The sequence below is a fragment of the Mycobacterium sp. NGS17 genome (assembly GCF_059813205.1).
Map to the genome: position 1 here is coordinate 408,018 of NZ_JCALED010000004.1, position 24,418 is coordinate 432,435.

At 69.3% G+C, this 24,418-nt stretch carries 26 protein-coding genes; 8 read left to right on the forward strand and 18 right to left on the reverse strand.

Annotated features, from left to right (window positions below; genetic code table 11):
* Positions 1 to 557 precede the first annotated feature (557 nt).
* The 6 genes from AC5Y7E_RS12115 to AC5Y7E_RS12140 form a co-directional block, all read right to left on the reverse strand.
* The gene (locus AC5Y7E_RS12115; protein ID WP_499919361.1) at positions 558 to 1,718 is read right to left on the reverse strand and encodes an acyl-CoA dehydrogenase family protein; all 1,161 of its coding nucleotides are present in this window, start codon (positions 1,716 to 1,718) and stop codon (positions 558 to 560) included.
* A gap of 182 nt (positions 1,719 to 1,900) precedes the next feature.
* Positions 1,901 to 3,340 carry a GTPase HflX gene (gene hflX / locus AC5Y7E_RS12120; protein WP_499919357.1) on the reverse strand — a complete coding sequence of 480 codons (1,440 nt, stop codon included), beginning with the start codon at positions 3,338 to 3,340 and terminating at the stop codon, positions 1,901 to 1,903.
* 46 nt (positions 3,341 to 3,386) lie between these two features.
* Positions 3,387 to 4,259 (reverse strand): diaminopimelate epimerase, encoded by an 873-nt coding sequence (gene dapF / locus AC5Y7E_RS12125; RefSeq protein ID WP_499949090.1) that lies wholly within the window; start codon positions 4,257 to 4,259, stop codon positions 3,387 to 3,389.
* A gap of 4 nt (positions 4,260 to 4,263) precedes the next feature.
* Positions 4,264 to 5,196, reverse strand: coding sequence for a tRNA (adenosine(37)-N6)-dimethylallyltransferase MiaA (gene miaA, locus AC5Y7E_RS12130; protein ID WP_499919820.1), 933 nt, complete (start codon positions 5,194 to 5,196; stop codon positions 4,264 to 4,266).
* 8 nt (positions 5,197 to 5,204) lie between these two features.
* Positions 5,205 to 5,897, reverse strand: coding sequence for a class III extradiol ring-cleavage dioxygenase family protein (locus tag AC5Y7E_RS12135; protein WP_499949092.1), 693 nt, complete (start codon positions 5,895 to 5,897; stop codon positions 5,205 to 5,207).
* A 65-nt stretch (positions 5,898 to 5,962) separates the two neighbouring features.
* On the reverse strand, positions 5,963 to 6,940 hold the full coding sequence (locus AC5Y7E_RS12140; RefSeq protein ID WP_499949093.1) for a DMT family transporter: 978 nt from the start codon (positions 6,938 to 6,940) through the stop codon (positions 5,963 to 5,965).
* 433 nt (positions 6,941 to 7,373) lie between these two features.
* On the opposite strand from AC5Y7E_RS12140, the gene AC5Y7E_RS12145 reads away from it, so the two are divergent.
* Entirely contained in the window at positions 7,374 to 8,702 is a 1,329-nt protein-coding gene (locus tag AC5Y7E_RS12145) for a DUF349 domain-containing protein (RefSeq protein ID WP_499949095.1), read from the forward strand.
* Positions 8,703 to 8,708: 6 nt separating this feature from the next.
* Here AC5Y7E_RS12145 and AC5Y7E_RS12150 read toward each other — a convergent pair whose 3' ends face one another.
* The 4 genes from AC5Y7E_RS12150 to recA all read right to left on the reverse strand — a co-directional run bounded on the left by AC5Y7E_RS12150 (position 8,709) and on the right by recA (position 12,462).
* Entirely contained in the window at positions 8,709 to 9,323 is a 615-nt protein-coding gene (locus AC5Y7E_RS12150) for an Rv2732c family membrane protein (RefSeq protein WP_499949097.1), read from the reverse strand.
* Positions 9,320 to 10,873 carry a tRNA (N6-isopentenyl adenosine(37)-C2)-methylthiotransferase MiaB gene (miaB, locus tag AC5Y7E_RS12155; protein ID WP_499949199.1) on the reverse strand — a complete coding sequence of 518 codons (1,554 nt, stop codon included), beginning with the start codon at positions 10,871 to 10,873 and terminating at the stop codon, positions 9,320 to 9,322. Before miaB ends, AC5Y7E_RS12150 begins: the two co-directional genes overlap by 4 nt.
* A gap of 61 nt (positions 10,874 to 10,934) precedes the next feature.
* Complete coding sequence (gene recX, locus AC5Y7E_RS12160) at positions 10,935 to 11,456, reverse strand: recombination regulator RecX (protein ID WP_499949099.1); 522 nt, start codon at positions 11,454 to 11,456, stop codon at positions 10,935 to 10,937.
* Positions 11,422 to 12,462 (reverse strand): recombinase RecA, encoded by a 1,041-nt coding sequence (gene recA, locus AC5Y7E_RS12165; protein WP_007774959.1) that lies wholly within the window; start codon positions 12,460 to 12,462, stop codon positions 11,422 to 11,424. The genes recX and recA overlap by 35 nt, the downstream gene beginning before the upstream one ends.
* A 176-nt stretch (positions 12,463 to 12,638) precedes the next feature.
* On the opposite strand from recA, the gene AC5Y7E_RS12170 reads away from it, so the two are divergent.
* Positions 12,639 to 13,298 carry a (2Fe-2S)-binding protein gene (locus tag AC5Y7E_RS12170; protein WP_499949100.1) on the forward strand — a complete coding sequence of 220 codons (660 nt, stop codon included), beginning with the start codon at positions 12,639 to 12,641 and terminating at the stop codon, positions 13,296 to 13,298.
* Positions 13,299 to 13,356: 58 nt separating this feature from the next.
* A complete protein-coding gene (locus tag AC5Y7E_RS12175; protein WP_499949101.1) occupies positions 13,357 to 13,983 on the forward strand; it encodes a flavodoxin family protein in 627 nt (208 codons plus the stop codon).
* Between the two features lies 1 nt (position 13,984).
* Here the strand turns inward: AC5Y7E_RS12175 and AC5Y7E_RS12180 are convergent, their stop codons facing one another.
* From AC5Y7E_RS12180 to AC5Y7E_RS12190, 3 genes are read right to left on the reverse strand one after another with little or no spacing between them, the layout of a single operon-like run.
* Positions 13,985 to 14,179, reverse strand: coding sequence for a DUF3046 domain-containing protein (locus AC5Y7E_RS12180; protein WP_431602678.1), 195 nt, complete (start codon positions 14,177 to 14,179; stop codon positions 13,985 to 13,987).
* Between the two features lie 47 nt (positions 14,180 to 14,226).
* The gene (locus AC5Y7E_RS12185) at positions 14,227 to 14,499 is read right to left on the reverse strand and encodes a hypothetical protein (protein WP_499949103.1); all 273 of its coding nucleotides are present in this window, start codon (positions 14,497 to 14,499) and stop codon (positions 14,227 to 14,229) included.
* A 49-nt stretch (positions 14,500 to 14,548) separates the two neighbouring features.
* On the reverse strand, positions 14,549 to 15,715 hold the full coding sequence (locus AC5Y7E_RS12190) for a glycosyltransferase (RefSeq protein ID WP_499949105.1): 1,167 nt from the start codon (positions 15,713 to 15,715) through the stop codon (positions 14,549 to 14,551).
* Between the two features lie 50 nt (positions 15,716 to 15,765).
* On the opposite strand from AC5Y7E_RS12190, the gene AC5Y7E_RS12195 reads away from it, so the two are divergent.
* The gene (locus tag AC5Y7E_RS12195; protein WP_499919334.1) at positions 15,766 to 16,197 is read left to right on the forward strand and encodes a limonene-1,2-epoxide hydrolase family protein; all 432 of its coding nucleotides are present in this window, start codon (positions 15,766 to 15,768) and stop codon (positions 16,195 to 16,197) included.
* 21 nt (positions 16,198 to 16,218) lie between these two features.
* On the opposite strand, the gene pspM is transcribed toward AC5Y7E_RS12195, so the two are convergent.
* The 4 genes from pspM to pgsA all read right to left on the reverse strand — a co-directional run bounded on the left by pspM (position 16,219) and on the right by pgsA (position 19,032).
* On the reverse strand, positions 16,219 to 17,049 hold the full coding sequence (pspM, locus tag AC5Y7E_RS12200; RefSeq protein ID WP_499949106.1) for a phage shock envelope stress response protein PspM: 831 nt from the start codon (positions 17,047 to 17,049) through the stop codon (positions 16,219 to 16,221).
* Positions 17,039 to 17,866: a phage shock protein PspA gene (gene pspA, locus AC5Y7E_RS12205; RefSeq protein WP_499949107.1), complete on the reverse strand. Its 828-nt coding sequence runs from the start codon at positions 17,864 to 17,866 to the stop codon at positions 17,039 to 17,041. Before pspA ends, pspM begins: the two co-directional genes overlap by 11 nt.
* Before the next feature lie 133 nt (positions 17,867 to 17,999).
* Positions 18,000 to 18,326, reverse strand: coding sequence for a transcriptional regulator ClgR (clgR, locus tag AC5Y7E_RS12210; RefSeq protein WP_499919331.1), 327 nt, complete (start codon positions 18,324 to 18,326; stop codon positions 18,000 to 18,002).
* A 115-nt stretch (positions 18,327 to 18,441) separates the two neighbouring features.
* Positions 18,442 to 19,032 carry a CDP-diacylglycerol--glycerol-3-phosphate 3-phosphatidyltransferase gene (pgsA, locus tag AC5Y7E_RS12215; RefSeq protein WP_499949109.1) on the reverse strand — a complete coding sequence of 197 codons (591 nt, stop codon included), beginning with the start codon at positions 19,030 to 19,032 and terminating at the stop codon, positions 18,442 to 18,444.
* A 38-nt stretch (positions 19,033 to 19,070) separates the two neighbouring features.
* Between pgsA and AC5Y7E_RS12220 the strand changes: the two genes are divergently transcribed.
* On the forward strand, positions 19,071 to 19,604 hold the full coding sequence (locus tag AC5Y7E_RS12220; protein WP_499949111.1) for an amino-acid N-acetyltransferase: 534 nt from the start codon (positions 19,071 to 19,073) through the stop codon (positions 19,602 to 19,604).
* A 77-nt stretch (positions 19,605 to 19,681) separates the two neighbouring features.
* On the opposite strand, the gene AC5Y7E_RS12225 is transcribed toward AC5Y7E_RS12220, so the two are convergent.
* Positions 19,682 to 22,180, reverse strand: a complete 2,499-nt coding sequence (locus AC5Y7E_RS12225) for a DNA translocase FtsK (RefSeq protein WP_499949113.1) — start codon at positions 22,178 to 22,180, stop codon at positions 19,682 to 19,684.
* A gap of 170 nt (positions 22,181 to 22,350) precedes the next feature.
* On the opposite strand from AC5Y7E_RS12225, the gene AC5Y7E_RS12230 reads away from it, so the two are divergent.
* The 3 genes from AC5Y7E_RS12230 to AC5Y7E_RS12240 are packed head-to-tail and all read left to right on the forward strand — an operon-like array spanning position 22,351 to position 24,373.
* Complete coding sequence (locus AC5Y7E_RS12230) at positions 22,351 to 22,665, forward strand: putative quinol monooxygenase (protein ID WP_499919327.1); 315 nt, start codon at positions 22,351 to 22,353, stop codon at positions 22,663 to 22,665.
* Positions 22,665 to 23,495, forward strand: coding sequence for a mycofactocin-coupled SDR family oxidoreductase (locus AC5Y7E_RS12235; RefSeq protein ID WP_499949115.1), 831 nt, complete (start codon positions 22,665 to 22,667; stop codon positions 23,493 to 23,495). Before AC5Y7E_RS12230 ends, AC5Y7E_RS12235 begins: the two co-directional genes overlap by 1 nt.
* A 5-nt stretch (positions 23,496 to 23,500) precedes the next feature.
* Positions 23,501 to 24,373 (forward strand): SAM-dependent methyltransferase, encoded by an 873-nt coding sequence (locus tag AC5Y7E_RS12240; RefSeq protein ID WP_499919325.1) that lies wholly within the window; start codon positions 23,501 to 23,503, stop codon positions 24,371 to 24,373.
* Positions 24,374 to 24,418: the final 45 nt, after the last annotated feature.

Sequence of the window (24,418 nt, forward strand, 5' to 3'; positions counted from 1 at the left end):
TAACCGGCGAGCGGGCGGTACTCGCGCCGGAAATGGACCCGCGCACGATCAGCCTTATCGTCGGGCTCGCATAACTTTGCTCCAAGCAACAAGAAATGCGAAGTCAAATCACGAATTTTACAAAAACGGATACCACACCGATGTCGAAATGATGCCTGCCCATGGCCCAATCGCGATCCGCCGTGCCACCGTTCGCGCGGTGTAGCGGATATCGCACGGGAGGGCGGCGGGAACGCACGATCGAGCGACGACGCCGGACTGCCGACTCGCACAGCAGAATTGCGCGGCGCGGATGAGCCGACGGCGCGATCGCGGGGCTGACTATGCGCGATGACGCGGTCGGCGCACCGGAAACACATGCGCCGACGGTACGTGAGCCGGCGGCGCATTCACGGTCCGCCCCCCACACCCGCACCACGCGCATCGGTCGGTTTGTCGCTCACGGCAATAGGACCGTGCGAGACAACTCCCGAATGTCGGTCGCGTCCAGCGATTCGCGGCTATTGCTGCCCCGATATCGCCCGCGGGTGGGAGGCCGCTATCCAGAAAACGAAACGCTAGACGCCGAGGCTGCGTCCGATGATTTCCTTCATGATCTCGGTCGTGCCGCCGTAGATCGTTTGCACCCGGGCGTCCAAAAAGGCACGGGCAACCGGATATTCACGCATGTAGCCGTAACCGCCGTGCAGTTGCAGGCAGCGGTCGATCAGCTGCACCTGCTTTTCGGTGCAGTACCACTTGGCCATCGCGGCCTGTTCCGCCGTCAGCTTGTGATCCAGGTGCAGGCGGACGAACTCGTCGACCATCATGCGGACCACGGTCGCCTCCGTCGCCAGCTCGGCCAGCACGAAGCGGCTGTTCTGGAAGCTGCCGATCGGCTTGCCAAATGCCTTGCGCTCCTTGGTGTATTGCAGGGTCTGCTCGAGCACCTGCTCCATGGCCGCGGCGGCCATGATGGCGATCGAGATGCGTTCCTGCGGCAGATTCTGCATGAGGTAGATGAATCCCATGCCCTCCTTGCCCAGCAGGTTTTCGGCCGGCACGTGCACGTCGGTGAACGACAGCTCGGCGGTGTCCTGGGCGTCGAGCCCGATCTTGTCCAAGTGGCGCCCGCGCTCGAAGCCCTCCATGCCGCGCTCGACGGCGAGCAGCGAGAAACCCTGAGAGCCCTTTTCCGGGTCGGTCTGCGCGACCACGAGCACCAGGTCGGAGTTGATTCCGTTGGTGATGAACGTCTTTGAGCCGTTGAGCACGTAGTGGTCGCCCTGCTTGACGGCACGGGTCTTGATGCCCTGCAGGTCGCTACCCGTTCCCGGCTCGGTCATCGCGATCGCCGTAATCAGCTCTCCGGTACAGAATTTCGGCAGCCAGCGCTGCTTCTGCTCTTCGGTGGCCAACGCCAACAGGTATGGCGCGACGATGTCGTTGTGCAGGCCGAATCCGATGCCGCTGTAGCGGCCGGCGGTGGTCTCCTCGGTGATGATCGCGTTGTACCGGAAGTCGGGGTTGCCGCCGCCGCCGTACTCTTCGGGCACCGCCATGCCGAGGAAGCCTTGCTTGCCGGCCTCGAGCCACACACCGCGGTCGACGATCTTCTCTTTCTCCCACTCGTCGTGGTAGGGCGCTACGTGGCGCTCGAGGAAGCCCCGGTAGGACTCACGGAACAGGTCATGCTCTGACTCGAAAAGAGTGCGCTGATATTTGATGGCGCTGCTCATGGAAGACCTCCGGCGACTGGGAATACTGCAGCCCAAGATATACCAACCGGACGGTTGGTAGGCAGCCGGCGGGGCGCTAGCGGCCGCTAGCGGGCGGCCCGAGCTGCCGCGACACTGCAACTAGGCACAAGACACGCCGATGCGGGGGTGCGTGGTTGCAGTCTCGACGCACTAGCACGCGTTCAGCGCGCGGCGAACTCGCGCAGCCGACCGGCCAGGGCCAGTGGGACCCGGGCCCGGATGCGGGTGCCCTCGGCGTTGTGCTCCTCCTGCTGGACGCGCCCATCGGCGTGCAGGCGAGCCACCAGGTCGCCGCGGTGGTACGGGATCACGACGTCGACGGGGGTGTCGGCGGGAACGGCGAGCTCGGCGATCCGGCGGCGCAGGGCGTCGATACCATCGCCGGTGCGTGCGGACACGAACATGGCACCGGGCAGCGCATGGCGGAGCTTGGCCAGCGTCAAATCGCTTGCGGCGTCAACCTTGTTCACCACCACCAGCTCCTGCGGCACTGCACCGTCGTGGTCGGTCCCGTAATCGGCGACGACTTCGGAGACCACCTGGCGGACCGCGTTGATCTGTGCCAGCGGGTTGACGTCGGAGCCGTCGACGACGTGTACCAACAGATCGGCGTCGACGACCTCTTCCAGCGTGGAGCGAAAGGCTTCGACCAGCTGGGTCGGCAGATGCCGGACGAATCCGACGGTGTCGGTGAGCACGAACGGCCGGCCGTCATCGAACTCGGCGCGCCGGGTGGTGGGCTCCAGGGTGGCGAACAACGCGTCCTGGACCAGCACTCCGGCACCGGTCAGCGCGTTGAGCAGGCTCGACTTGCCCGCGTTGGTGTAGCCGACGATGGCGATCGCGGGCAGGTCGCTGTGCACCCGCCGGCTGCGCTGGGTGTCGCGGACCTGCTTCATGTCCTTGATCTCGCGGCGCAGCTTGGCCATGCGCTCGCGGATGCGCCGCCGGTCGGTCTCGATCTTGGTCTCACCGGGCCCGCGCAGGCCCACGCCTCCCCCGCTGCCGCCGGCACGGCCACCGGCCTGCCGCGACATCGATTCACCCCAGCCGCGCAGCCGCGGCAGCATGTATTCCATTTGGGCCAGCGAGACCTGCGCCTTGCCTTCCCGGCTGGTGGCGTGCTGGGCGAAGATGTCGAGGATCAACGCGGTGCGGTCGATGACCTTGACCTTGACGGCCTTTTCCAGTGCGGTCAGCTGCGCCGGGGACAGTTCACCGTCGCAGATGACGGTGTCGGCGCCGGTCGCCAGCACCACGTCGCGCAGTTCGGCGGCCTTGCCCGAACCGATGTACGTCGACGGGTCGGGCTTGTCCCGGCGCTGGATCAACCCCTCGAGCACCTCGGAGCCGGCGGTTTCGGCCAGGGCGGCGAGCTCGGCCATGCTGGCCTCGCTGTCCGCGGCGGTGCCGTCGGTCCACACGCCCACCAGGACGACCCGCTCGAGCCGAAGCTGGCGGTATTCGACTTCGGAGACGTCGGTGAGTTCGGTCGACAGGCCGGCAACGCGGCGCAGCGCCGACCGATCTTCGAGGGCGAGTTCGCCCGTGCTGGGCTCCGGGACGACCGAAGCGTGATCGCGAAATTCAGGTTCTGTCATAGGCAATACACGATGATGCACGCGAAACCGGTGTCACGCACCTGATTTAACGCTGCTGTTCGCGCCACCATTCCTCGCTGAGCTCTCCTTGGGCTACGAGTACAGACGGTCCGCGCAGGAAGCTGGTGGCGTCGGTGACGGTGACGACGACCTCGCCGCCGGGCACGCGAACGGTCAGGGCGCCGGTGGCCGCGCCGGCACCGGCCAGCGCGGCGACAGCGGCCGCGACCGTTCCGGTGCCGCACGAGCGCGTCTCGCCCACGCCCCGCTCGTGCACCCGCATGTGCACGGCCCCATCGGCCGGTGCGGTGACGATCTCGACGTTCACCCCGTCCGGGAACTGGGCGGGATCGAAGCTCACCGCCGCGGCGACGTCCAGCGCCGCCAGCACCTCGGGAGTCAGTTCCGGGTCCACGCAGGCCAGGTGCGGGTTGCCCACGTCGACCGCCAGGCCCGAGAACCGCCGGCCGCCGACGACCGCCTCGCCCGGGCCGAGCGTATTGGCCTTGCCCATGTCGACGCTGACATCGGCGGTGGTCGCATCGACGCGATGCACCGCGACCGGCCGCGGGCCGGCCAGCGACCCGACCACGAATTCGTCGCGGGACTCCATGCCGCTGGCGCGCAGGTAGTGCGCGAAGACCCGCACGCCGTTGCCGCACATCTGGGCGACGGACCCGTCGGCGTTGCGGTAGTCCATGTACCAGTCACCGGCGGCCACCCCGTCGGGCACCCGGTCGAGCACGCCGGCCGACAGCGCCGCACCGGCGGTGGTGACGCGCAGCACGCCGTCGGCCCCGAGCCCGCGGCGCCGGTCGCAGAGCGCGGCCACCCGCGACTCGGTCAGGCTCAGCTCGGCCTGCGGGTCCGGCAGCACCACGAAGTCGTTCTGGGTGCCGTGGCCCTTCGCGAAATTCACCTGCTCAGGATACGTGGCGCCACACCCGCATGACGGCGTCGACGAGCCGGGCGGGATCGGCGGCATCCAGCCACTGCACGCGATGGTCCCGGCGAAACCACGACCGCTGCCGTCGCACGTAGCGTCGGGTGCCGACGAAGGTCTGCTCGCGGGCCTCGCCGAGTCGCTCCGGACCACCTCCGGCGTCGAGCGCCGCGAGCACCTGCGCGTAGCCCAGCGCGCGCGAGGCGGTGACCCCGTCGCGCAATCCCCGGTCCAGCAGCGCGACCACCTCGCCGACCAGGCCCTGGTCGAACATCGCGTCGGTGCGCCGGGCCAGCCGCTCGTCGAGAAGTGATGTGTCGCAGTCCAGCCCGACGATGGCGGTGTCCCACCTGGGCGCGCCGATCTGCGGCGCGGACGCGGCGAACGGCTCACCGGTCAGTTCGACCACTTCCAGGGCCCGCACCGTGCGGCGAGCGTCGGTCGGCAGGATGGCCGCGGCCGCGGCGGGATCGCGGCGGGCCAGCTCGGCGTGCAGCTCGCCTACCCCGATCTCGGCGAGCCGCTGCTCCCAGCGCGCGCGCACCGCGGGATCGGTGGCGGGAAACGACCAATCGTCGAGCAGCGACTGGACGTAGAGCATGGAGCCGCCCACGATGATCGGCACCGCCCCCCGGGCCGCGATCGCTTCGACGTCGTCGGCGGCGGCGCCCTGATAGCGGGCGACCGTCGCGGTCTCGGCGACGTCGAGGACGTCGAGCTGGTGATGCGGGATGCCGCGACGGGCGGCGACGGGCAGCTTGGCGGTGCCGATGTCCATGCCGCGATAGAGCTGCATCGCGTCGGCGTTGACGATCTCGGCGCGGACGCCGAGCCGCTCGACCCGTTCCGCGAAGTCGAGGGCCAACTGCGACTTGCCGGTGCCGGTCGGGCCGATGATCGCGACGGGGCGCACGGCGGCCGTCACAGCTGCCAGGCGCCCGCGAAGTAGCCCACCCCATAGGGCGCTCCGCGGTACAGCTCCTTGGCCGATCGGGGTCCGGGATCGGCCAGCCCGGTCAGCACCTGAAACGCGACCCGCCCCAGGATCTGGCGCGGCAGCCGGCGCAGCGCGGCGATATCGCCGACGGCCAGCGCATCGTCCAGCGCCTCTTGCGCGTCGGCGTTGTCCGGGTCGTATCCGCCGGGGGCCGCCGGAGTCAGCGTGTTCGCGCCGTCGGCGACGACCAGCGCCCCGACCGGCTCGGCCAGCCGGTCTATTTCGGCCCGCAGAGCCGCGCCGAGGCGCAGTGCGGCGTCGGCTTCGTGATCCGCGCGATAGATCCGGACCTGCGCGCTGGCGTGCGGCTGGGCCCGTTCGCGCACCCAGCCGGCCAGCAGCGCGCAGACCGGAAACGCGACCGGTGGGGCGGTGTCGTCGGCCTGCGGGGAAAGCCGGACGCGCACGTCGGCGCCGAAACCCGCGAAGGTGCCCACCGCGTCGGGACCCAGCACGGCGTCCTGGGGCCCCACCCCGATCGCCACCCAGCGGTCGGGCAGCAGCGCGGCCGCAGCCAGCGTCGCCGCGGCCAGGTCGGCCACTTCGGCGGCGGCCGCCCCGGCGAGTTCGGGGACGAGGACAGGCGCCGAAGGGACGATCGCGATCGCGCTCAGCACGCAACCAAACTAACGTGACCGCGGCCGCGGTCCGGCATCAGTTCGGTTTGCCCGGGCGCCCGACGTCAGAGGCGAAAGCTGTCCGCCACTACCAGACGGTCGCTGCGAGGGCCGAAGTCGTCGTCTTCGGTCACCTCCCGGGCCGGTACTTCTCGCGGGGCACCACCTGACCCTTGCTCGGCGCGGTCGATGGTGGCGGCTTCGCCGCGGGCCAGGGCGATCGTGGCGATGAGGACCACCGCCACCGCGCCGACCAGCACGAAGGCCTTGGGACCGGTGGCATGCAGCGTCTCGTTCAGCACCAGCACGCCGAGCAGGCCGGCGACCACCGGCTTGGCCACCGTCATCGTCGGCAACGACGCGGTCAGCGCGCCGGCGCGGAACGCCGACTGCTGGAAGATCATCCCGGCCAGCGCCACCAACAGCCAGGGCACGAACTCCGGCGACGTGACCACGCGCAGCAGGCCGTGCTCGGACATCTCGACGATGCCCTTGGTCAGGACCGCGAACAACGCCAGCGATGAACCCGCAACCACCGCGAGCAGCATGGCCGCAAACGGGCTGCCGGCCCGCAGCCGCGCGGCCACCACGCAGGTCACCAGCAGCGGCACCATGACCAGGGCGACGATGAGCCAGATTCGCAGCGGCGCGCGCTGGTCACCGGCAGCCGGGTCGCCGACGATGATGACGACCGCCAATGCGGCGGCCAGGATGAGCGCCCACATCCATTCCCGCGGCTGCACCCGGTGGTGGGCGAGCCGCGCGTAGATGGGCAGTGCGAACAGAAGGGCCGTCACCTGCAGGGCGGTCACCAAGACGACCGAACCCCATGCCAGGGCCGCGGCCTGCAGGCTGTAGTTGGTGATCGCGGCCAGGCCACCCAGCCACCACCGGGTGTCCCGCAGCGACATGCGGAACAGTTCGAGGTGCCCGACCGGCTTGTCGGTGATCTCGTGCGCGGAGCGCTGACGGATCACGTCGCCGACCGCAGATGCCAGCGCCGCGCATAAGGCAAGTAACGCCGCGACATCAACTTTTGACATTGATCGATCCCTCCGCCCGACGGCCGTCCGACCCAGCTTTCCCCGTGGCCCAAGCAAATACACGCACAATTGGCGTTCAGTTCAACTACGAATCTATGACGTTGCACACGTTGCTAATAACGCCGCGGGTAACCGTTCAACTAATACTTCAGCAATCTATGTAACCCGTGGGATAACTCTAAGAGAACTACACAGCTAGCCGTGAGCGCTGGCTAAGCCCCCTCGCAGCGCGCCGTCGGCCTGCGTCGTCGGGCCGGTCGGGAACGGCAAGGTGGCGGCACGTGCCAGAGCAAGCTGCTTGAATACTGTTAAGCACCTGTTGGGGACCCGGCCACGGGCATCCGGCAGACGCAGGAAAACGGTGCCGCTACGCGCGGCAGGCGCGCGGGACACGGACCGCGCGGAAGGGTTGCGAAAGGGTAGTGACGAGCGCATGACGGCTGACGAGCCTCGCGACGATTCAGCTAGGCCGGTGCCGCGCCCGGGACCGCGCCCCGGTCCCCGGCCGACACCGCGACCCAGCACCGCTCACCCGCTGGTGATGCCGCCTCCCAGCAATCCGCACCAGTTCGGACGCGTGGACGACGACGGCACGGTGTGGCTGATCAGCTCGGCCGGCGAGCGCATCGTCGGCTCCTGGCAGGCCGGCGACCGGGAGGCGGCGTTCGCCCACTTCGGCCGGCGCTTCGATGACCTGGCCACCGAGGTCACCCTGATGGAGGAGCGCCTGGCCTCCGGGAGCGGTGATGCGCGCAAGATCAAGGCGCACGCGGCCCAGCTGACGGAGGCGTTGCCGACGGCGGCCGTGCTGGGCGATGTCGACGCGCTGGCGGGCCGGCTGAGCGCCATCGCCGAACACGCCGAGGCGGCCGTCGCCGCGGACCGCTCCCGGCGCGAGGAGCATCGGGCCACCCAGACCGCTCGCAAGGAGGCGCTGGCCGCGGAGGCCGAGGAGTTGGCCGCCAACGCGACGCAGTGGAAGGCCGCGGGCGATCGGTTCCGCGCGATCCTCGACGAATGGAAGACGATCAGCGGGGTGGACCGCAAGGTCGACGACGCGCTGTGGAAGCGCTATTCCGCGGCGCGGGAGGCCTTCAACCGGAGGCGGGGATCGCACTTCGCCGAACTGGACCGGGAACGCTCGGGAATCCGCCAGGCCAAGGAACGGCTGTGCGAGCGGGCCGAAGCGCTGTCCGACTCGACCGACTGGACCGCGACCAGCGCCGAGTTCCGCAAGCTGCTCACCGAGTGGAAGGCGGCCGGGCGGGCGACCCGGGAGGTCGACGACGCCCTGTGGCGGCGGTTCAAGGCCGCCCAGGACGTGTTCTTCACCGCGCGCAACGCGGTGACGGCGGAAAAGGACGCCGAGTTCCGCGCCAATGCGACCGCCAAGGAGGCGTTGCTGGCCGAGGCGGAGAAGCTGGACACCAGCAATCACGACGCCGCCCGCGCGGCGCTGCGCACGATCACCGAGAAGTGGGACGCGATCGGCAAAGTGCCGCGCGAGCGGTCCGCCGAGCTCGAGCGGCGGCTGCGCGCGGTCGAGAAGAAGGTGCGCGACGCGGGCGACGTCGGCTGGTCTGACCCGCAAGCTCAGGCTCGCGCCGAGCAATTCCAGGCCCGCGCCGAGCAATACGAACAGCAGGCGCAGAAGGCCGCGGCGGCGGGGCGGACCAAGGAGGCCGAAGAGGCCAAAGCCAACGCCGAGCAGTGGCGGCAGTGGGCGCAGGCGGCCGTCGAGGCGCTGACCCGCAAGCCCTAGTGGCGATCAGTCCCCTTTGTCGCCGGGCTCGTCGCGGGTCTGCGGCGCCGGGTTGTCCAGCCCGTCCAGCAGGGTGATCGACTGTTGCGCCGCCGCGACGCGGCGCCGCTGCTCCTCGGCGGCCAGCTGCACGATGGTGCGCGACCAGACCACGCGGGCCCAGTGGTAGATGAGCACGAGCACGGTCAGCCAGGCGACGATCAGGCCCCAGCCCGGCCCCGGGTGCCCCGCAGAAACGGTCTGCCGCGACCAGATCGCCAGCATGCCCGCGGCGCCCGCAATCGCGGTGCCCGCCAACGCAACCCAGGCCAGCGCCCAACGCCGCGTCACCAGGGCGAGCATCGAGAAGCCCACGCCGAACACCAATGCCAGCCAGGCGAACACGCGCGACGGCAGGGCGACGGCGGCCGCGCCGGCGTGGTGGCTACCGAACAGCACATCCCAACCGCGCACGTCACCGGTGTGCGGCAGGATGAAGGACGCCAACAGCACGAACACCAGGATCGAGACGAAGAAGGCGCGAGGGCCCGGGTCGAATCCGCGCGCCACCCGGCGCTCGGCGGCCTCGATCTCGGTCCGCAGGGCGTCGAGCTGTGCGTCGTTGTTGATTTCTTTTCTCATAGCGCACATCCAAGGGGTTCGGGCGGGCCGGCGGGCGGCCCGACGGCGGGCATGCCGAGGCCGATGCCGCCCGGGCGCTGCCCGGCCGCCTGAGCATCACCCGCCCGGGTGCTGCGATGCGTGACGATGCCCGCGTCGGCGATGAGGTGGTGCGGTGCGGCGTCGGTGATCACCGTGGTGATGATGTCGCCGGGCCGCACCGGGGTGTCGGCGGGCGCGCCGACGGCTTCCCCGACCGCAAAGTGCACCAACCGGCCGTCGCGGGCCCGCCCGGTCATCCGCGCGGTGCGGCTGTCCTTGCGCCCTTCGCCCGTGGCGACCAGCAGTTCGACGGTCTGCCCGATCAGAGCCTGGTTGCCCTCCAGCGAGATCGCCTCCTGCAACGCGATCAGCCGGTCATAGCGTTCCTGCACAACGGCTTTCGGGATCTGCCCGTCCAGGTCGGCGGCCGGGGTGCCGGGCCGCTTGGAGTACTGGAAGGTGAACGCGGCCGAGAACCGGGCCCGGCGCACCACGTCGAGCGTGGCGGCGAAGTCCTCTTCGGTCTCTCCGGGGAACCCGACGATCAGGTCGGTGGTGATGGCGGCGTGCGGCATGGCGGCCCGGACCCGGTCGATGATGCCGAGGTAGCGCTCGGCGCGGTACGAGCGCCGCATCGCGCGCAGCACCCGATCGGATCCGGACTGCAGTGGCATGTGCAGCGCGGGGCAGACATTCGGCGTCTGCGCCATGGCCTCGATGACGTCGTCGGTGAATTCGGCCGGGTGCGGCGAGGTGAACCGCACCCGCTCCAGCCCGTCGATGTCGCCGCAGGCCCGCAGCAGGCGGGCGAAGGCGCCGCGGTCGCGGGGCAGGGCCGGGTCGGCGAAGGACACCCCGTACGCGTTGACGTTCTGGCCCAGCAGCGTGACCTCGAGCACGCCGTCGTCGACCAGCGAGGCGACCTCGGCCAGGATGTCGTCCGGACTACGGTCGACCTCCTTGCCCCGCAACGACGGGACGATGCAGAACGTGCAGCTGTTGTTGCACCCAACCGAGATGGAAACCCAAGCGGCGTAGGCGGATTCGCGCGCGCTGGGCAGGGACGACGGGAATTGCTGCAGCGCCTCGGCGATTTCGATCTGGGCGACCTTGTTGTGTCGGGCGCGTTCCAGCAGCGTGGGCAGCGACCCGATGTTGTGGGTGCCGAAGATGACGTCGACCCAGGGCGCCTTGCGCAGCAACGCGTCCCGGTCCTTTTGGGCCAGGCAGCCGCCGACGGCGATCTGCATCTCGGGATTGCCGCGCTTGCGCGGAGCCAGGTGGCTGAGGTTGCCGTACAGCTTGTTGTCGGCGTTCTCCCGCACCGCGCAGGTGTTGAACACCACCACGTCGGCGTCTCCAAAATCCGAGCCCTCGGCGGCGCGCTGATAGCCGGCCGCTTCCAGCAGGCCGGCCAACCGCTCCGAGTCGTGGACGTTCATCTGGCAGCCGTAGGTGCGGACTTGGTAGGTGCGCGCGGACACGGCATCGGCCGGCGCGTGTGCGGGCCCGGCGTCCCGCGCCACCATCGAAGTCACCCGGCCATGGTACGGCGACGGGTCGGCGCGGGAGAAACCGCACGTCAAGGACCTAGACCCGGCGGCGCTCCCGCTCGGCGGCCAACTCGGCGAAAACGACCTCGCATGCCAAGTTCTGGCTGTAACCACGGCGCGCCAGCATCCCCACCAGCCTGCGAGTCACCCGCGCGTCGTCGCCGTCCAGCGTCTCCCGGCGCAGCTTGGACCGCACCAGCTGCTCCGCCCGGTCCCGTTCGGCACCGGCATCGATCCCGGCCAGCACCGAGGTGATCACGTCGTCGCCGACGCCCTTGGTGTGCAACTCGGCGGCCAAGGCGCGCTTGCTCTTGCCGGCGTGCGCCCGGCGGGAATGCACCCACTGCTCAGCGAAGTCGGCGTCGTCGATCAAGCCGACGGAGGCCAACCGGTCGAGCACGCGCCCGCTGACGTCGTTGGGATAGCCACGTTTGGTCAGCTGGCCGTGCAGCTCGGCCCGGGTGCGCGCTCTCGCGGTGAGCAGGCGCAGGCACAGCGCCCGCGCCTGCTCCTCGCGGGAGGGCTCAGAAGTCGACGGGGGCGGGCAAGACGTCGTCATCGGTCACGACCGCGCCAATGCCGAGCTTTTCCTTGATCATCTTCTCGATCTCGTTGGCGACTTCGTCGTTTTCCTTCAAGAAGGTGCGGGCGTTCTCCTTGCCCTGGCCGAGCTGCTCGCCCTCGTAGGTGAACCAGGAACCGGACTTGCGGATGAAGCCCTGCTCCACACCCATGTCGATCAGCGAGCCCTCCCGGCTGATCCCCTGGCCGTAGAGGATGTCGAACTCGGCCTGCTTGAAGGGCGGCGCCACCTTGTTCTTGACGATCTTGACCCGGGTGCGGTTACCGACCGCGTTGGTGCCGTCCTTGAGCGTCTCGATCCGGCGCACGTCCATGCGCACCGACGCGTAGAACTTCAAAGCCTTTCCACCCGTGGTGGTTTCGGGGCTGCCGAACATCACCCCGATCTTCTCGCGCAGCTGGTTGATGAAGATCGCGGTGGTGCCCGAATTGTTCAGCGCGCCAGTCATTTTCCGCAGGGCCTGGCTCATCAGCCGGGCCTGCAGTCCGACGTGACTGTCGCCCATCTCGCCTTCGAGCTCGGCGCGCGGCACCAGCGCGGCCACCGAGTCGATGACCAGGATGTCCAGGGCGCCGGAGCGGATCAGCATGTCGGCGATCTCGAGGGCCTGCTCCCCCGTGTCAGGCTGACTGACCAGCAGGGAATCGGTGTCCACGCCGAGCTTCTTGGCGTACTCCGGGTCCAGGGCGTGCTCGGCGTCGATGAAGGCGGCGACGCCGCCGGCAGCCTGGGCGTTGGCCACCGCGTGCAGGGCGACGGTGGTCTTACCCGAGGATTCCGGGCCGTAGATCTCCACGACCCGGCCGCGGGGCAGCCCGCCGATGCCCAAGGCCACGTCCAGTGCGATGGATCCGGTCGGAATGATCGAGATCGGCTGACGCGTCTCGTCGCCGAGACGCATCACTGAGCCTTTGCCGTAGCTCTTTTCGATCTGGGCCATCGCCAGTTCGAGAGCCTTCTCGCGGTCGGGGGCTTGCGCCATGGTGTCTCTCCTATAGTCGGTGTTCGTCTGACCGGTATCGGTCGGTTGGCGGTGACATTAGAGAAAGCCACCGACAAGTTGACTGGCCGAACGTTCACCACAGTAGCCGAACAGGTGTTCGATTCAAGTTCGACACGCCGCGCGCACCACATTGCGAAAGGCCGGCCCCAGAACAGATGGACATTTCGGCAGAGTTGTCCGAAATCTCGTCTTATGGCGGATTCTTCGCGCTAACCGTGGGTGGTGACGCGGCGGGATGGCATCCGGTCAGGCGGTCCTACGCCGACGGCTGCGCCGACCTGATCGACGCCACCGTCCGGCGCTACCGCACGAACGACCTGCGGATCGGCGCCTCGCTGGTGCACCTCGGCCACGCCGCCCGGCTGTGGTCACCGGTGCTCGCGTGCGCGGTAGGTCACGGCGTGCTGCCCGACCTCGACGATCTGCAACGCGCCGATAGCGGCGCGCAGCTACGGCTGCCCCATCCCGCCGGGGAATCCATCACCTCGCCGGCGCCCGAGGAGCTGTATCGCATCGTCGTGACCGCACACATGCGGCCGCTCGCCGCCGGCCTTCCGGTCAAGCTGGCGCCCGCCCTGCTGGCCGGCAACGTCGCCTCCGCGCTGGTCGGTGCCGCCCAGGCCCTGCTTGTGGCGCGGCCCGACCTGCGGCCGGCGATCGTGCAGACGACCCGGTCGCTACTGGACACCGGCATGATGGCCGGATCCGGGGTCCTCACCGGCCTGGACTTCAGGCGCCGCAGCTGCTGCCTTTTTTATCGTCTGCCCGGGGGCTCGTTATGCGGCGACTGCGGGCTGCACCGGACGCGGCGATAGGGCCGGTCGGACGACGCGGGCGTCGTTTGGCGTCGACGTGTCCGGGTATCTGACCGGCATGTCCTCAGCCGCAACGCAATCCTTGCGCGCCATCGCCTTGGTCTGCTCATTGAAGAAAAGCCCGGCGCCGTCCAGCAGCGAGCTGCTCGCCGATCAGCTGCTCGATCAGCTGCGAAGCGCGGGCGTCGAGGGCCAAAAGGTGCGGTGCGTCGACCTGAACCTGCTGCCGGGCGTCGAAGCCGACATGGGGCCGGGCGATGAGTGGCCGGCGCTGTTGGACAAGGTCAAGGCGGCCGACATCGTGATCGTGTCGACGCCGACCTGGGTGGGTCATATGTCCAGCGTGGCGCAGCGGGTGCTGGAGCGCCTCGACGCCGAGCTGTCCGACACGGACGACGAGGGAAGACCACGGATGGTGGGCAAAGTGGCCCTGGCCGCGGTCGTGGGCAACGAGGACGGCGCGCACAAGATCGTCGCCGACCTCTTTCAGGCGCTCAATGACATTGGATTCTCGATCGCCGCGCAGGGATGCACCTATTGGAACGGCGAGGCCATGCAGGGCACGGACTACACCGACCTGGACGACGTGCCGGAAGCCGTCGCATCCGCTACCGGCAATGCGGTCCGTAACGCCGTGCACCTCGCCACCGTGTTGCGGCAGAACACTTACCCGGCATACGAATAGCTCACCACTGATCCCGGGGCACGTCGAAGTCCACGCACAACGCCCGCCAGACGTCGCGGGGCTCGATGCCCGCCTCGATGGCCTGAGCGGCCGTGCGTCCGTCGAAGCCAGTCAGCACGTGATCCACCAGCACCGAGGACCCATAGGTGGTGCCGAAGCGCAGTACTACCCGCTCGTGAAACTCCGTCAGCCGCACGCCAGTCAACATACCCAGCCCGCGTACATGGGACACCTGAGCGGCCGCTACCTCCAGCTGGCCGGCAGGTCGATGATGTGATTCGGGCAGTCCTCATGCACCGCAATGGACATCACGTCGCGCGCGCGTTGAGCAGACATGGTGGCGCGCAATTGCATGAAGGCGTACTCGGCCGGCGCTAGTCCCTGCTGGGCGGCGGTTGGATCGTCCATCAACTGGCACGCCTGCTGTTCCTCGGGGCTGTCGGCGTGCGCCACGGCCGCACCGCCCAGCGTCCCCGCCAGCAGGGCGCCGGCGGCGATTGTCGTGATGATCTTCATCGGCTGCCTCCCGCCGAAGCATAGGTCGGCCGGGACCGCGACCGGCGGATCATCCGGTCACCGCGAGCGCGTCGCGGCACACCCGGACCGGATCGGCGACGTCGGCGATGCCGGCGGCCGCCGTCCGCGCCGCCGCCCGGTAGCGGGGCGATGACAGCACCTCGTTCACGGCGGCCACCAGCGCGTCGGCGGTCAGCGGCCGGATCAACCGCGCGCTGCCCTGGCGCAGCACCCGGTTGGCGATCTCCCACTGGTCGCCGCCGCCGGGCACCACCACCAGCGGCACGCCGGCCAGCAGCGTCTTGGCCACCATGCCGTGGCCGCCGCCGCAGATCACCAGGTCGGCATGCGCCAACAACTCGTCCTGACGTCCCAGCCCTACCGTCGCCCACGGCGGCACCGTCAGCTCCGGTCCGTCCAACCGCGACACCAGCAGGCGCGATCCCGCCGGCAGGGTCTCCCCCGGCGTCAAGCACCCCAGCGCGACCTCGGCGAGGCCCTCGGTCCCGATCACGGCGGTCGAGGGCGCGACGACCACGACCGGCCCGGAGCCGGCCGGGACCTCGAGGATCCGGTCGGTCGGCTCGAAATGCAGCGGCCCGACGACGACGGCCTCGGCGGGCCAGTCGGGGCGGGGGACCTCCAGCGCGGGCAGCGTCGCGATCAGCCTTCGCAGCGGCCCGGGGTCGCGCGCCGGCAGCCCGATCTCGACGCGCGCGTTCGCGCGCTGCTGCAGGCCCGTGCGCACGGATCGCGCCGTCAGCGCGCGCATCGTGGCGTCCCGCAGTCGCCCCCGGATGCCGGTGCCCGGCGCCAGCCCGCTGCCTATCGGCGGCAGCCCTTTCGACGGCAGGTACAGCGGATGCGGGTTGAGCTCGATCCACGGGATGCCCAGCAGTTCGGCGGCCATGCCGCCGCCGGCGGTGATGACGTCCGACACCACCAGGTCGGGCGCCAGTTCGCGCAGCGCGGGCACATTGAGCACGGCCATCCGCGCGGCGCGCCGGTGGATACGGGCCCCGGCGTCGACGTCGTCGTCGGTGGCCACCAACCCGTCCAGCTCGACGGCCTTCACGCCGGCGGCACGGGCGGTGTCGAGCCATTCGGCGCCGGTGAACAGCGTGGGCTCGTCTCCGGCTTCGGCGAAGCGCCGGCACAGCGCAATGGCCGGGAACGAATGCCCGGGATCCGGCCCGGCGACCACGGCGACGCGCATCGTGCTCACCCTGCCACAGCGCCCGATCGCCCCGCGCCTACGCTGGCAAGATGACCGAGCTGACTGGCACAACCGTTGCGAACACCCGTACGGTCGAAGGATTCCTGTACGCCCTGCAGGACGCGGATTACGACGCCGCCGACGCCGCGCTGGCCGACGACCTCGTCTACGAAAACGTCGGCCTGCCCACCATCCGTGGCCGGGCCAGGGCCATGAAGTTGTTTCGCCAGATGGAGGGCCGCGCCGCCTTCGAGGTGAAGATCCATCGCATCGCGGCCGACGGCGGCGCGGTGCTCACCGAACGCACCGACGCGCTGATCTTCGGCCCGCTGCGGCTGCAGTTCTGGGTGTGCGGCGTGTTCGAGGTCCACAACGGGCGGATCACGTTGTGGCGGGACTACTTCGACTTCTTCGACATGCTCAAGGCCACCGCCCGCGGTCTGGCGGCGCTGCTGCTGCCGTCACTCAAAGCGTCGTTCTAGCAATATGATCCGCGCGGCACGCTAGCCCGTCCCGCGCAATCCGCCGAGTTCGTCGAACGCCTGCGCCCAGCCGACCAGGCGATCGGTCGCGCCGGCCAGCTCGGCGCGATACTGCTGCGATGCCGCGGATCCGTCGCCGTTCGCCGAGGACACCAATTGCGCTGCCGCGGTGACCATTTCGTTGTACTGGCGGACGCCGGCGGACAGCTGCGCGGTGAACGCGTTGATGGTGGGCACCAGATACGACCGCGATTCCTCGCTGGCCTGCGCCGCCCGCTCCATCGACACCACCTGTGCCGCGGTGGACGCCATGGCCGCCGAGGTCCTGGTGGCGGCCGCGGTCAGGTCGCGGATCTCGGCCGCGGGCAACATCGCGCCCCGCTCGATCACGGCCACCAATGACGTAAACCCGCGCTCCGAGGCCCCCAACGCGTACATCGCGGGGCGCGCCGCCGAACCCGGCGGCGGCAGCCGGCGCGCGCCCGCGGCCCGGGGTGTCGGCAACGACTCGGACCGCAGCCAGCGATAGCGAAGCAGCAACAGCGTCGCGGGGATGGCCATGAAAACCGCGACGCCCCCGGTGATTTCCAGCAGCAGTGCGAACCAACCCCAGGCCGCCAGCAGCATCGTCACCGCCGCCCAGAACACACACCCGGCGCTGAAGATCAGTCCCCAGCGAAGCGCGCGGCGACGGCGACGCAGCTGGCGTGCGCGCGGGTCCGCGACCGCGCTGATCCGGCGGGCCACCAAGTCGGAGAGGTCGGCCGCGGTGGCCAGCCCGCGGTGCAGCAGCGCACGCCACGGCCCGGGCTGTCCTGCTTTCACCGCAACGACGCTTCGACTACTGGCCAAGCGGCTTCTCGGCGACCGAGCCGCCCGCGCTTTCCGCGGGCGCTGGGGTGGCGGGGGTGGTGGGAGCGGCCGGCGCGCCACCGGTCGGCAGGGCCTCGCCACGCATCGAGGCGCGAATCTGCTCCAGCCGCGAATGGCCGGCCATTTGGACGCCGGCCTGCTCGACCTCGAGCATCCGGCCCTGCACCGAACCCTTCGCGAGCTCGGCCGCCCCGATCGCGTTGGCATACCGCCGCTCGATCTTGTCGCGCACCTCGTCGAGGCTGGGAACGTTGCCGGGGGCGGCGAGGTCGCTCATCGACTGCAGCGACGCGCTCACCTGCTCCTGCATCTTGGCCTGCTCGAGCTGGCTGAGCAGCTTGGTGCGCTCGGCGATCTTCTGCTGAAGCACCATGGCGTTCTGCTCAACCGCCTTCTTGGCCTGCGCGGCCGCGCCCAGCGCCTGGTCGTGCAGCGTTTTGAGGTCTTCGACGCTCTGCTCGGCGGTCACCAGCTGGGCGGCGAACGCCTCGGCGGCGTTGTTGTACTCGGTGGCCTTCGCGGTGTCACCGGACGCGGTCGCCTGATCGGCCAGCGTCAACGCCTGACGGACGTTGACCTGCAGCTTCTCCACATCCGCCAGCTGACGGTTCAGCCGCATCTCCAGTTGCCGCTGGTTGCCGATGACCTGCGCGGCCTGCTGGGTCAGCGCCTGATGCGTGCGTTGCGCTTCCTCGATGGCCTGCTGGATCTGGACTTTGGGGTCTGCGTGCTCGTCGATCTTGGCGTTGAACAGCGCCGCGAGGTACTTCCACGCCTTGACGAACGGATTGGCCATGAGTGAGCTCCACCTTCGCTTCTTGAGGATCCGGAGGGTCCCCGGATGGGCCTGAACGGGCTCTGCGCCTGTCGCTCAATTTAACGGGTCGGCGCCGTTCGCCCCACCCCTTACGCGGATCGGGTCCCGGCGCTCAGGCGAGCGCCAACGACGCCACCGGCGGGATGACGACCTTGATGCTGGTGCTGGCGGTCCCATCCGCGGGCGCGCCGACGGCCGCACGTTCTTCGCTGGCCATCCGCTCGCCGGCGTGGGTGAGAACCGACGACAGCGGGACGTCCAGCGCGTCGCAGATCGCGTTCAGCAGCTCGCTGGATGGCTCCTTGCGGCCGCGCTCGACCTCGGACAGGTATCCGAGGCTCACCCGCGCCGAATCGGACACCTCGCGCAGCGTCCTGCCCTGCGTCGTGCGGGCCTCGCGCAGCACGTCGCCGATGACCTCACGCACCAATGGCGGCATCCCGCCCTCCTTCGTCCAGTCGGCCCTGCGCGGCACGTACTCGCTTGCCTCCGGCAGGGGCTCTCTAGGTGAACGCCGCCGGCGGTGGTCTGGTTCCCATTTGGCGCCGCCGGAATCAGCCGGATGTGCGGCGTACTTCCCGGACGGTCGAGACGACGTAGTCGATACCCGTGATGACGGTGAGCACGATCGCCGCGGCCATCACCACCGCCGCGGCCACCCGGAAGGGCCCCGCCAGGGGCAGTACGAACAATCCGATGGCCAGCACCTGCACCACGGTCTTGAGTTTGCCGCCCCAGCTGGCCGGGATGACGCCGCGACGAATCACGGCCAGCCGCAGCACGGTGACCCCGAACTCGCGGGCCAGGATCACGACCGTGACCCACCACGGCAGTTCACCGAGCATCGACAGCCCGATCAGCGCCGACCCCACCAGCGTCTTATCCGCGATCGGGTCGACGAAAGCGCCGAATTCGGTTGCCATGCCGTAGTTGCGGGCCAGCAGGCCGTCGAGCCGATCGGTGATGCAGGCGGCCGCGAAGATCACGAAAGCAACCACCCGGAAACCGCTTTGATGGCCGTCCCCGGCGAACAGCGCGAGCAAGAAGATCGGCACCAGGACGAGCCGCAACAGGGTCAGCGTATTGGCCAAATTGGCGATGTTCGCGCGGCCTGCCGCCGGACCCGTCTGCGGCTGCCCCGACACGGCAACAGAATAGCGGTTGACCAGCACACCCGGTTGCGATGTCGATACTGTTAGCCGTGACCCATGATCCGCAGCGTCCTCGGCCGCTGGTTCGGCGCGCGCGAACGTCCGACGTGCCGGCCATCAAGAACTTGGTCGACACCTATGCGGGAAAGATCCTGCTGGAGAAGAACCTCGTGACGTTGTACGAGGCCGTCCAGGAATTCTGGGTGGCCGAACACGAGGGCCAGGTGGTTGGCTGCGGCGCGCTGCACGTGTTGTGGTCGGACCTCGGCGAGGTGCGCACCGTGGCCGTCAGCCCGGCGCTGACCGGCCACGGCATCGGCCACGCGATCGTCGACCGGCTGCTGGAGGTCGCCCGCGAGCTGCAGCTCAAGCGGCTGTTCGTGTTGACGTTCGAAACCGAGTTCTTCGCCCGGCACGGATTCACCGAGATCGAGGGCACGCCGGTCACCGCCGAGGTCTTCGAGGAGATGTGCCGCTCCTACGACATCGGTGTCGCCGAATTCCTGGACCTCAGCTACGTCAAGCCGAACATCCTCGGCAACTCGCGAATGCTGCTGGTGTTGTAGAACGCCGAGCGTGAACTGGCGGCGGGATTCGCGCCATTTTTTCGCCTTGAGTACACGCTCGGCGTTGAACCCGGCCGCTATTCCGGGTCGCCCCCGTCGGCGTCGCTTCCGCCCCGGATCAACGCCAGCGTCCCCGCCAGCTCGTCGGGCTTGATCAGCACCTCGCGCGCCTTGGAGCCCTCCGACGGTCCGACGATGCCGCGGGTCTCCATCAGGTCCATCAGCCGGCCGGCCTTGGCGAAGCCGACGCGCAGCTTGCGCTGCAGCATCGAGGTGGAGCCGAACTGGCTGGACACCACCAGCTCGACGGCCTGCAGGAACACGTCCATGTCGTCGCCGATGTCGGGGTCGACGTCGGTGCGTTCCCCGGTGGGCTTGGCGGTCGTGACGCCCTCGGTGTACTCGGGTTCGGCCTGGTCCTTGCAGGCGGTGACGACGGCCTGGATCTCCTCGTCGGTGATGAACGCGCCCTGCAACCGGATCGGCTTGCCCGCGCCCATCGGCAGAAACAGGCCGTCGCCCATGCCGATCAGTTTTTCGGCGCCGGCCTGGTCCAGGATGACGCGGCTGTCGGTCAGCGACGACGTGGCGAACGCCAGCCGGGACGGCACGTTCGTCTTGATCAGACCGGTGACCACGTCCACCGACGGGCGCTGGGTGGCCAGCACCAGGTGAATGCCTGCGGCCCGGGCCTTTTGGGTGATCCGCACGATTGCGTCCTCGACGTCGCGCGGCGCCGTCATCATCAGGTCGGCCAGCTCGTCGACGATCGCCACCACATACGGGTAGGGCCGGTATTCACGCTGGCTGCCCAGCGGCGCGGTGATGACACCGGCGCGGACCTTCTCGTTGAAGTCGTCGATGTGCCGCACCCGGGACGCCTGCATGTCCTGGTAGCGCTGCTCCATCTCCTCGACCAGCCACGCCAGCGCGGCGGCCGCCTTCTTGGGCTGCGTGATGATCGGGGTGATCAGGTGCGGAATGCCTTCGTACGGCGTGAGTTCCACCATTTTCGGGTCGATCAGGATCATCCTGACCTCCTCCGGGGTCGCGCGCGCCAGCAGCGACACCAGCATCGAGTTGACGAAGCTGGACTTACCGGATCCGGTCGAGCCGGCCACCAGCAGGTGCGGCATCTTGGCCAGGTTGGCCGAGATGAAGTCGCCCTCGATGTCCTTGCCGAGCCCGATCACCAGCGGGTGGTGGTCGCGCCGGGTCGAGGGAGCGGTGAGCACGTCGGCCAGCCGCACCATCTCCCGGTCGGTGTTGGGCACCTCGATGCCCACGGCCGACTTGCCGGGGATCGGGGCCAGCATGCGCACGCTCTCGGTGGCCACCGCGTAGGCGATGTTCTTCTGCAGGGCGGTGATCTTCTCGACCTTCACGCCCGGTCCCAGCTCGACCTCGTAGCGGGTGACGGTCGGCCCGCGGGTGCAGCCGGTCACGGCGGCGTCGACCTTGAACTGGGTCAGCACCTCGGTGATGGCGTCGGCCATGACGTTGTTGGCGGCGCTGCGCTTCTTGGGCGGATCGCCCGCCACCAGCAGGCTGAGCGAGGGCAGCGTGTAGGGACCCTCGACGATCCGGTCGAGTTCCACGGTGTCGTGCTTGCCCGCCGACCGGCCGCGCTTGCGGCCCCGCGACGCCTGCAGGGCGGGCTGGACGGTGGGTTCGGGCACGGTCGGGACGTCGTCCTGCAGCGCGGCCTCGGCCTCGTCGTCCGGCGACCAGGCCGCCGCCTCGGGAACGGAAGGAGCGTCGTCGTAGTCGTCGTCGTGGCCCGCTTCGGCGTCGTCGTCGAACTCATCCGCGTAGTCGTACGGCTCGTCGTCGCCGACCAGCCGGGTGCCGAACATGGCCCGCACCACGTCGGGCACCTCCCGGATGGTGGTTCCGGTCAACAGCAACAGGCCGAACATGAACCCGATGAACAACAACGGCGCGGCAATCCAGGGCGTGAGCCCGTCCGAGAGCGGGCCGCCGATGGCGAAGCCGATGAAACCGGCCGCGCGGCGGCGCGCCTCCGGGTCCCCCGGCGAGCCCGACCACAGGTGGCGCAAACCGAGGACCGACAGCGTGATCAAGCTGGTGCCGAGGATCAGCCGGGGACGCACATCCGGGTTGGGCTCGGTGCGCATCAGGGTCACCGCCACCGCCGCGGTGGCCGCCGGCAGCGCCAGCACACCCGCCCCGATGAAGGTGCGCAGCAGCGTGTCGACCCACGTGCCGACCGGTCCGGCGGCGTGGAACCACGAGCTCGCGACGACCACCACGGAAAAGCCCAGCAGAACCAGCGCGATGCCATCGCGGCGATGCCCGGGATCGATGTCGTGGGCTCGCCCGATCGACCGGGCCGCGCCGCCGGTCCCCCGGGCGGCCATCAACCAGATCGCGCGGATGGCGCGACCACACGTCAGCCCGGCCCCGACCAGCGGGGCGTGATTGCGCCGCCGGGCGGGCTTGCTGACCTTCTTGCGGGGCGCCGCCGGGCGCGCACCCCGGGACCCGCTGGCGCGCGAAGTGGCCTTTGACCTGCTCGTTCGGCTTCTGGAGCGGGCGGCGGTCTTACTGGGCATGACGGCAAGGGTAGTCGCAACGGCATCATCTACACCACCCGCCACACTGGTAACCCTCCGGCCTTGTCAGGCACGGTGCGGCCGGGGCGCCAAATCGCGTGAGTAGGGTGACATTCGGTTGCGAGAAGTCGTGCTCGTCACCGGATCCCACAGCGCCCAGGAGGCCATCAATGCCCGTTGTCGTCGTCGCCACCATGACTGTCAAACCCGAGTCGGTCGACACCGTTCGCGACATCCTCACGCGGGCGGTCGAAGAAGTGCACGACGAGCCGGGCTGCCAGTTGTATTCGCTGCACCAGTCCGACGAGACCTTCGTCTTCGTCGAGCAGTGGGCAGACGCCGAGGCGCTCAAGGCGCACAGCACCGCGCCGGCGATCGGCAAGATGTTCACCGCGGCGGGTGAGCACCTCGTCGGCGCCCCCGACATCAAGATGCTGCAGCCGGTCTCGGCCGGCGACCCGGCCAAAGGCCAGTTGCGGCCCTGATGGCCCGCTCGCCAGAAGGCCCCCTGAAAGGCAAAGTCGCCTTCATCACCGGCGCCGCGCGCGGGCAGGGCCGCGCGCACGCGGTGCGGCTGGCCGCCGACGGCGCCGACATCATCGCCGTCGACCTGTGCGACCAGATCGCCAGCGTCCCCTACCCGCTGGCCACCCCCGAGGACTTGGCCGCCACGGTGAAGCTGGTGCAAGACACCGGCGCGCGGATCGTGGCCGCTCGCGGCGACGTCCGCGACCGCGAATCGCTGGCGGCCGCCTTGCAGGCGGGCCTGGACGAGTTCGGCCGCCTTGACATCGTGGTGGCCAACGCCGGGATCGCCCCCATGCAATCCGGTGACGACGGCTGGCACGACGTCATCGACGTCAACCTCACCGGCGTCTACCACACCATCAAGGTCGCGATACCCACGATGGTCAAGCAGGGCACCGGCGGGTCGATCGTGCTGATCAGTTCGAGCGCCGGGCTGGCCGGGGTCGGCAGCCCGGACGCCGGTTCCGTCGGCTACGCCGCCGCCAAGCACGGTGTGGTCGGGCTGATGCGTGTCTACGCGAATCTGCTTGCCGGGCAGATGATCCGGGTCAACTCGATCCACCCGTCCGGCGTCGAGACGCCGATGATCAACAACGAGTTCACCCGGGAGTGGCTGGCCAAGATGGCCGCCGCGACGGACACGCCGGGCGCGATGGGCAACGCCATGCCGGTGGACGTGCTGGACGTCGAGGACGTCGCCAACGCGGTGGCGTGGCTGGTGTCCGACCAGGCGCGCTACATCACCGGGGTGACCCTGCCCGTCGACGCGGGTTTCTTGAACAAGTAATGGCGATGGCACGAAACCCGGTCGCGCAGACGGCATTTGGCCCGATGCTACTGGCCGCCGTCGAGCAGAACGAGCCGCCCGGCCGCCGCCTGGTCGACGACGACTTCGCCGAGCTCTTCCTGCCCGCGCCGCTGCGGTGGCTCGTCGGCGCGACCCGGTTCGCGCCGGTTCGGCGGTTGATGATCCGCGGCTCGGAGTTCACCGGTCCGGGACTGTGGGCGAATCTGGCGTGCCGCAAGCGTTTCATCACCGACAAGGTCCAGGAATCACTCGACGACGTCAACGCCGTCGTCATCCTCGGAGCGGGCCTGGACACCCGCGCCTACCAGTTGACGCGGCGGGTCCGCATTCCGGTGTTCGAGGTCGACCTGCCGGTCAACGTGGCGAGGAAGCTCAAGACGGTCCGCCGCGTGCTCGGCGAGCCGCCGCTGTCGGTTCGGTTGGTGGCGTTGAACCTCGAGCATGACGACCTGCTCACCTCGCTCGCCGAGCACGGTTACCGCACCGACTACCGGGCGTTCTTCATCTGCGAAGGCGTCACCCAATACCTCACCGAAGCCACCGTCCGGCGCACCCTGGACGGACTGCGCGCCACCGCGCCGGGCAGCCGTCTGGTGTTCACCTACGTCCGTAGCGATTTCATCGACGGCACCAACCGGTATGGCACCCGGACGCTGTACCGCACCGTACGCCAGCGCCGGCAACTGTGGCATTTCGGCTTGCAGCCCGACGACGTCGCGGCGTTCCTCGCCGAGTACGGCTGGCGGCTGGTGGAGCAGGCCGGTCCCGACGAGCTCGTCGAGCGTTATGTCGAGCCCACCGGCCGCAAACTCACAGCGTCGCAACTGGAGTGGTCGGCCTACGCCGAGAAGCTCTGAGCGCAGAGTCCTGCGCGACACTTAAACGTCTGCGACGACACGCCG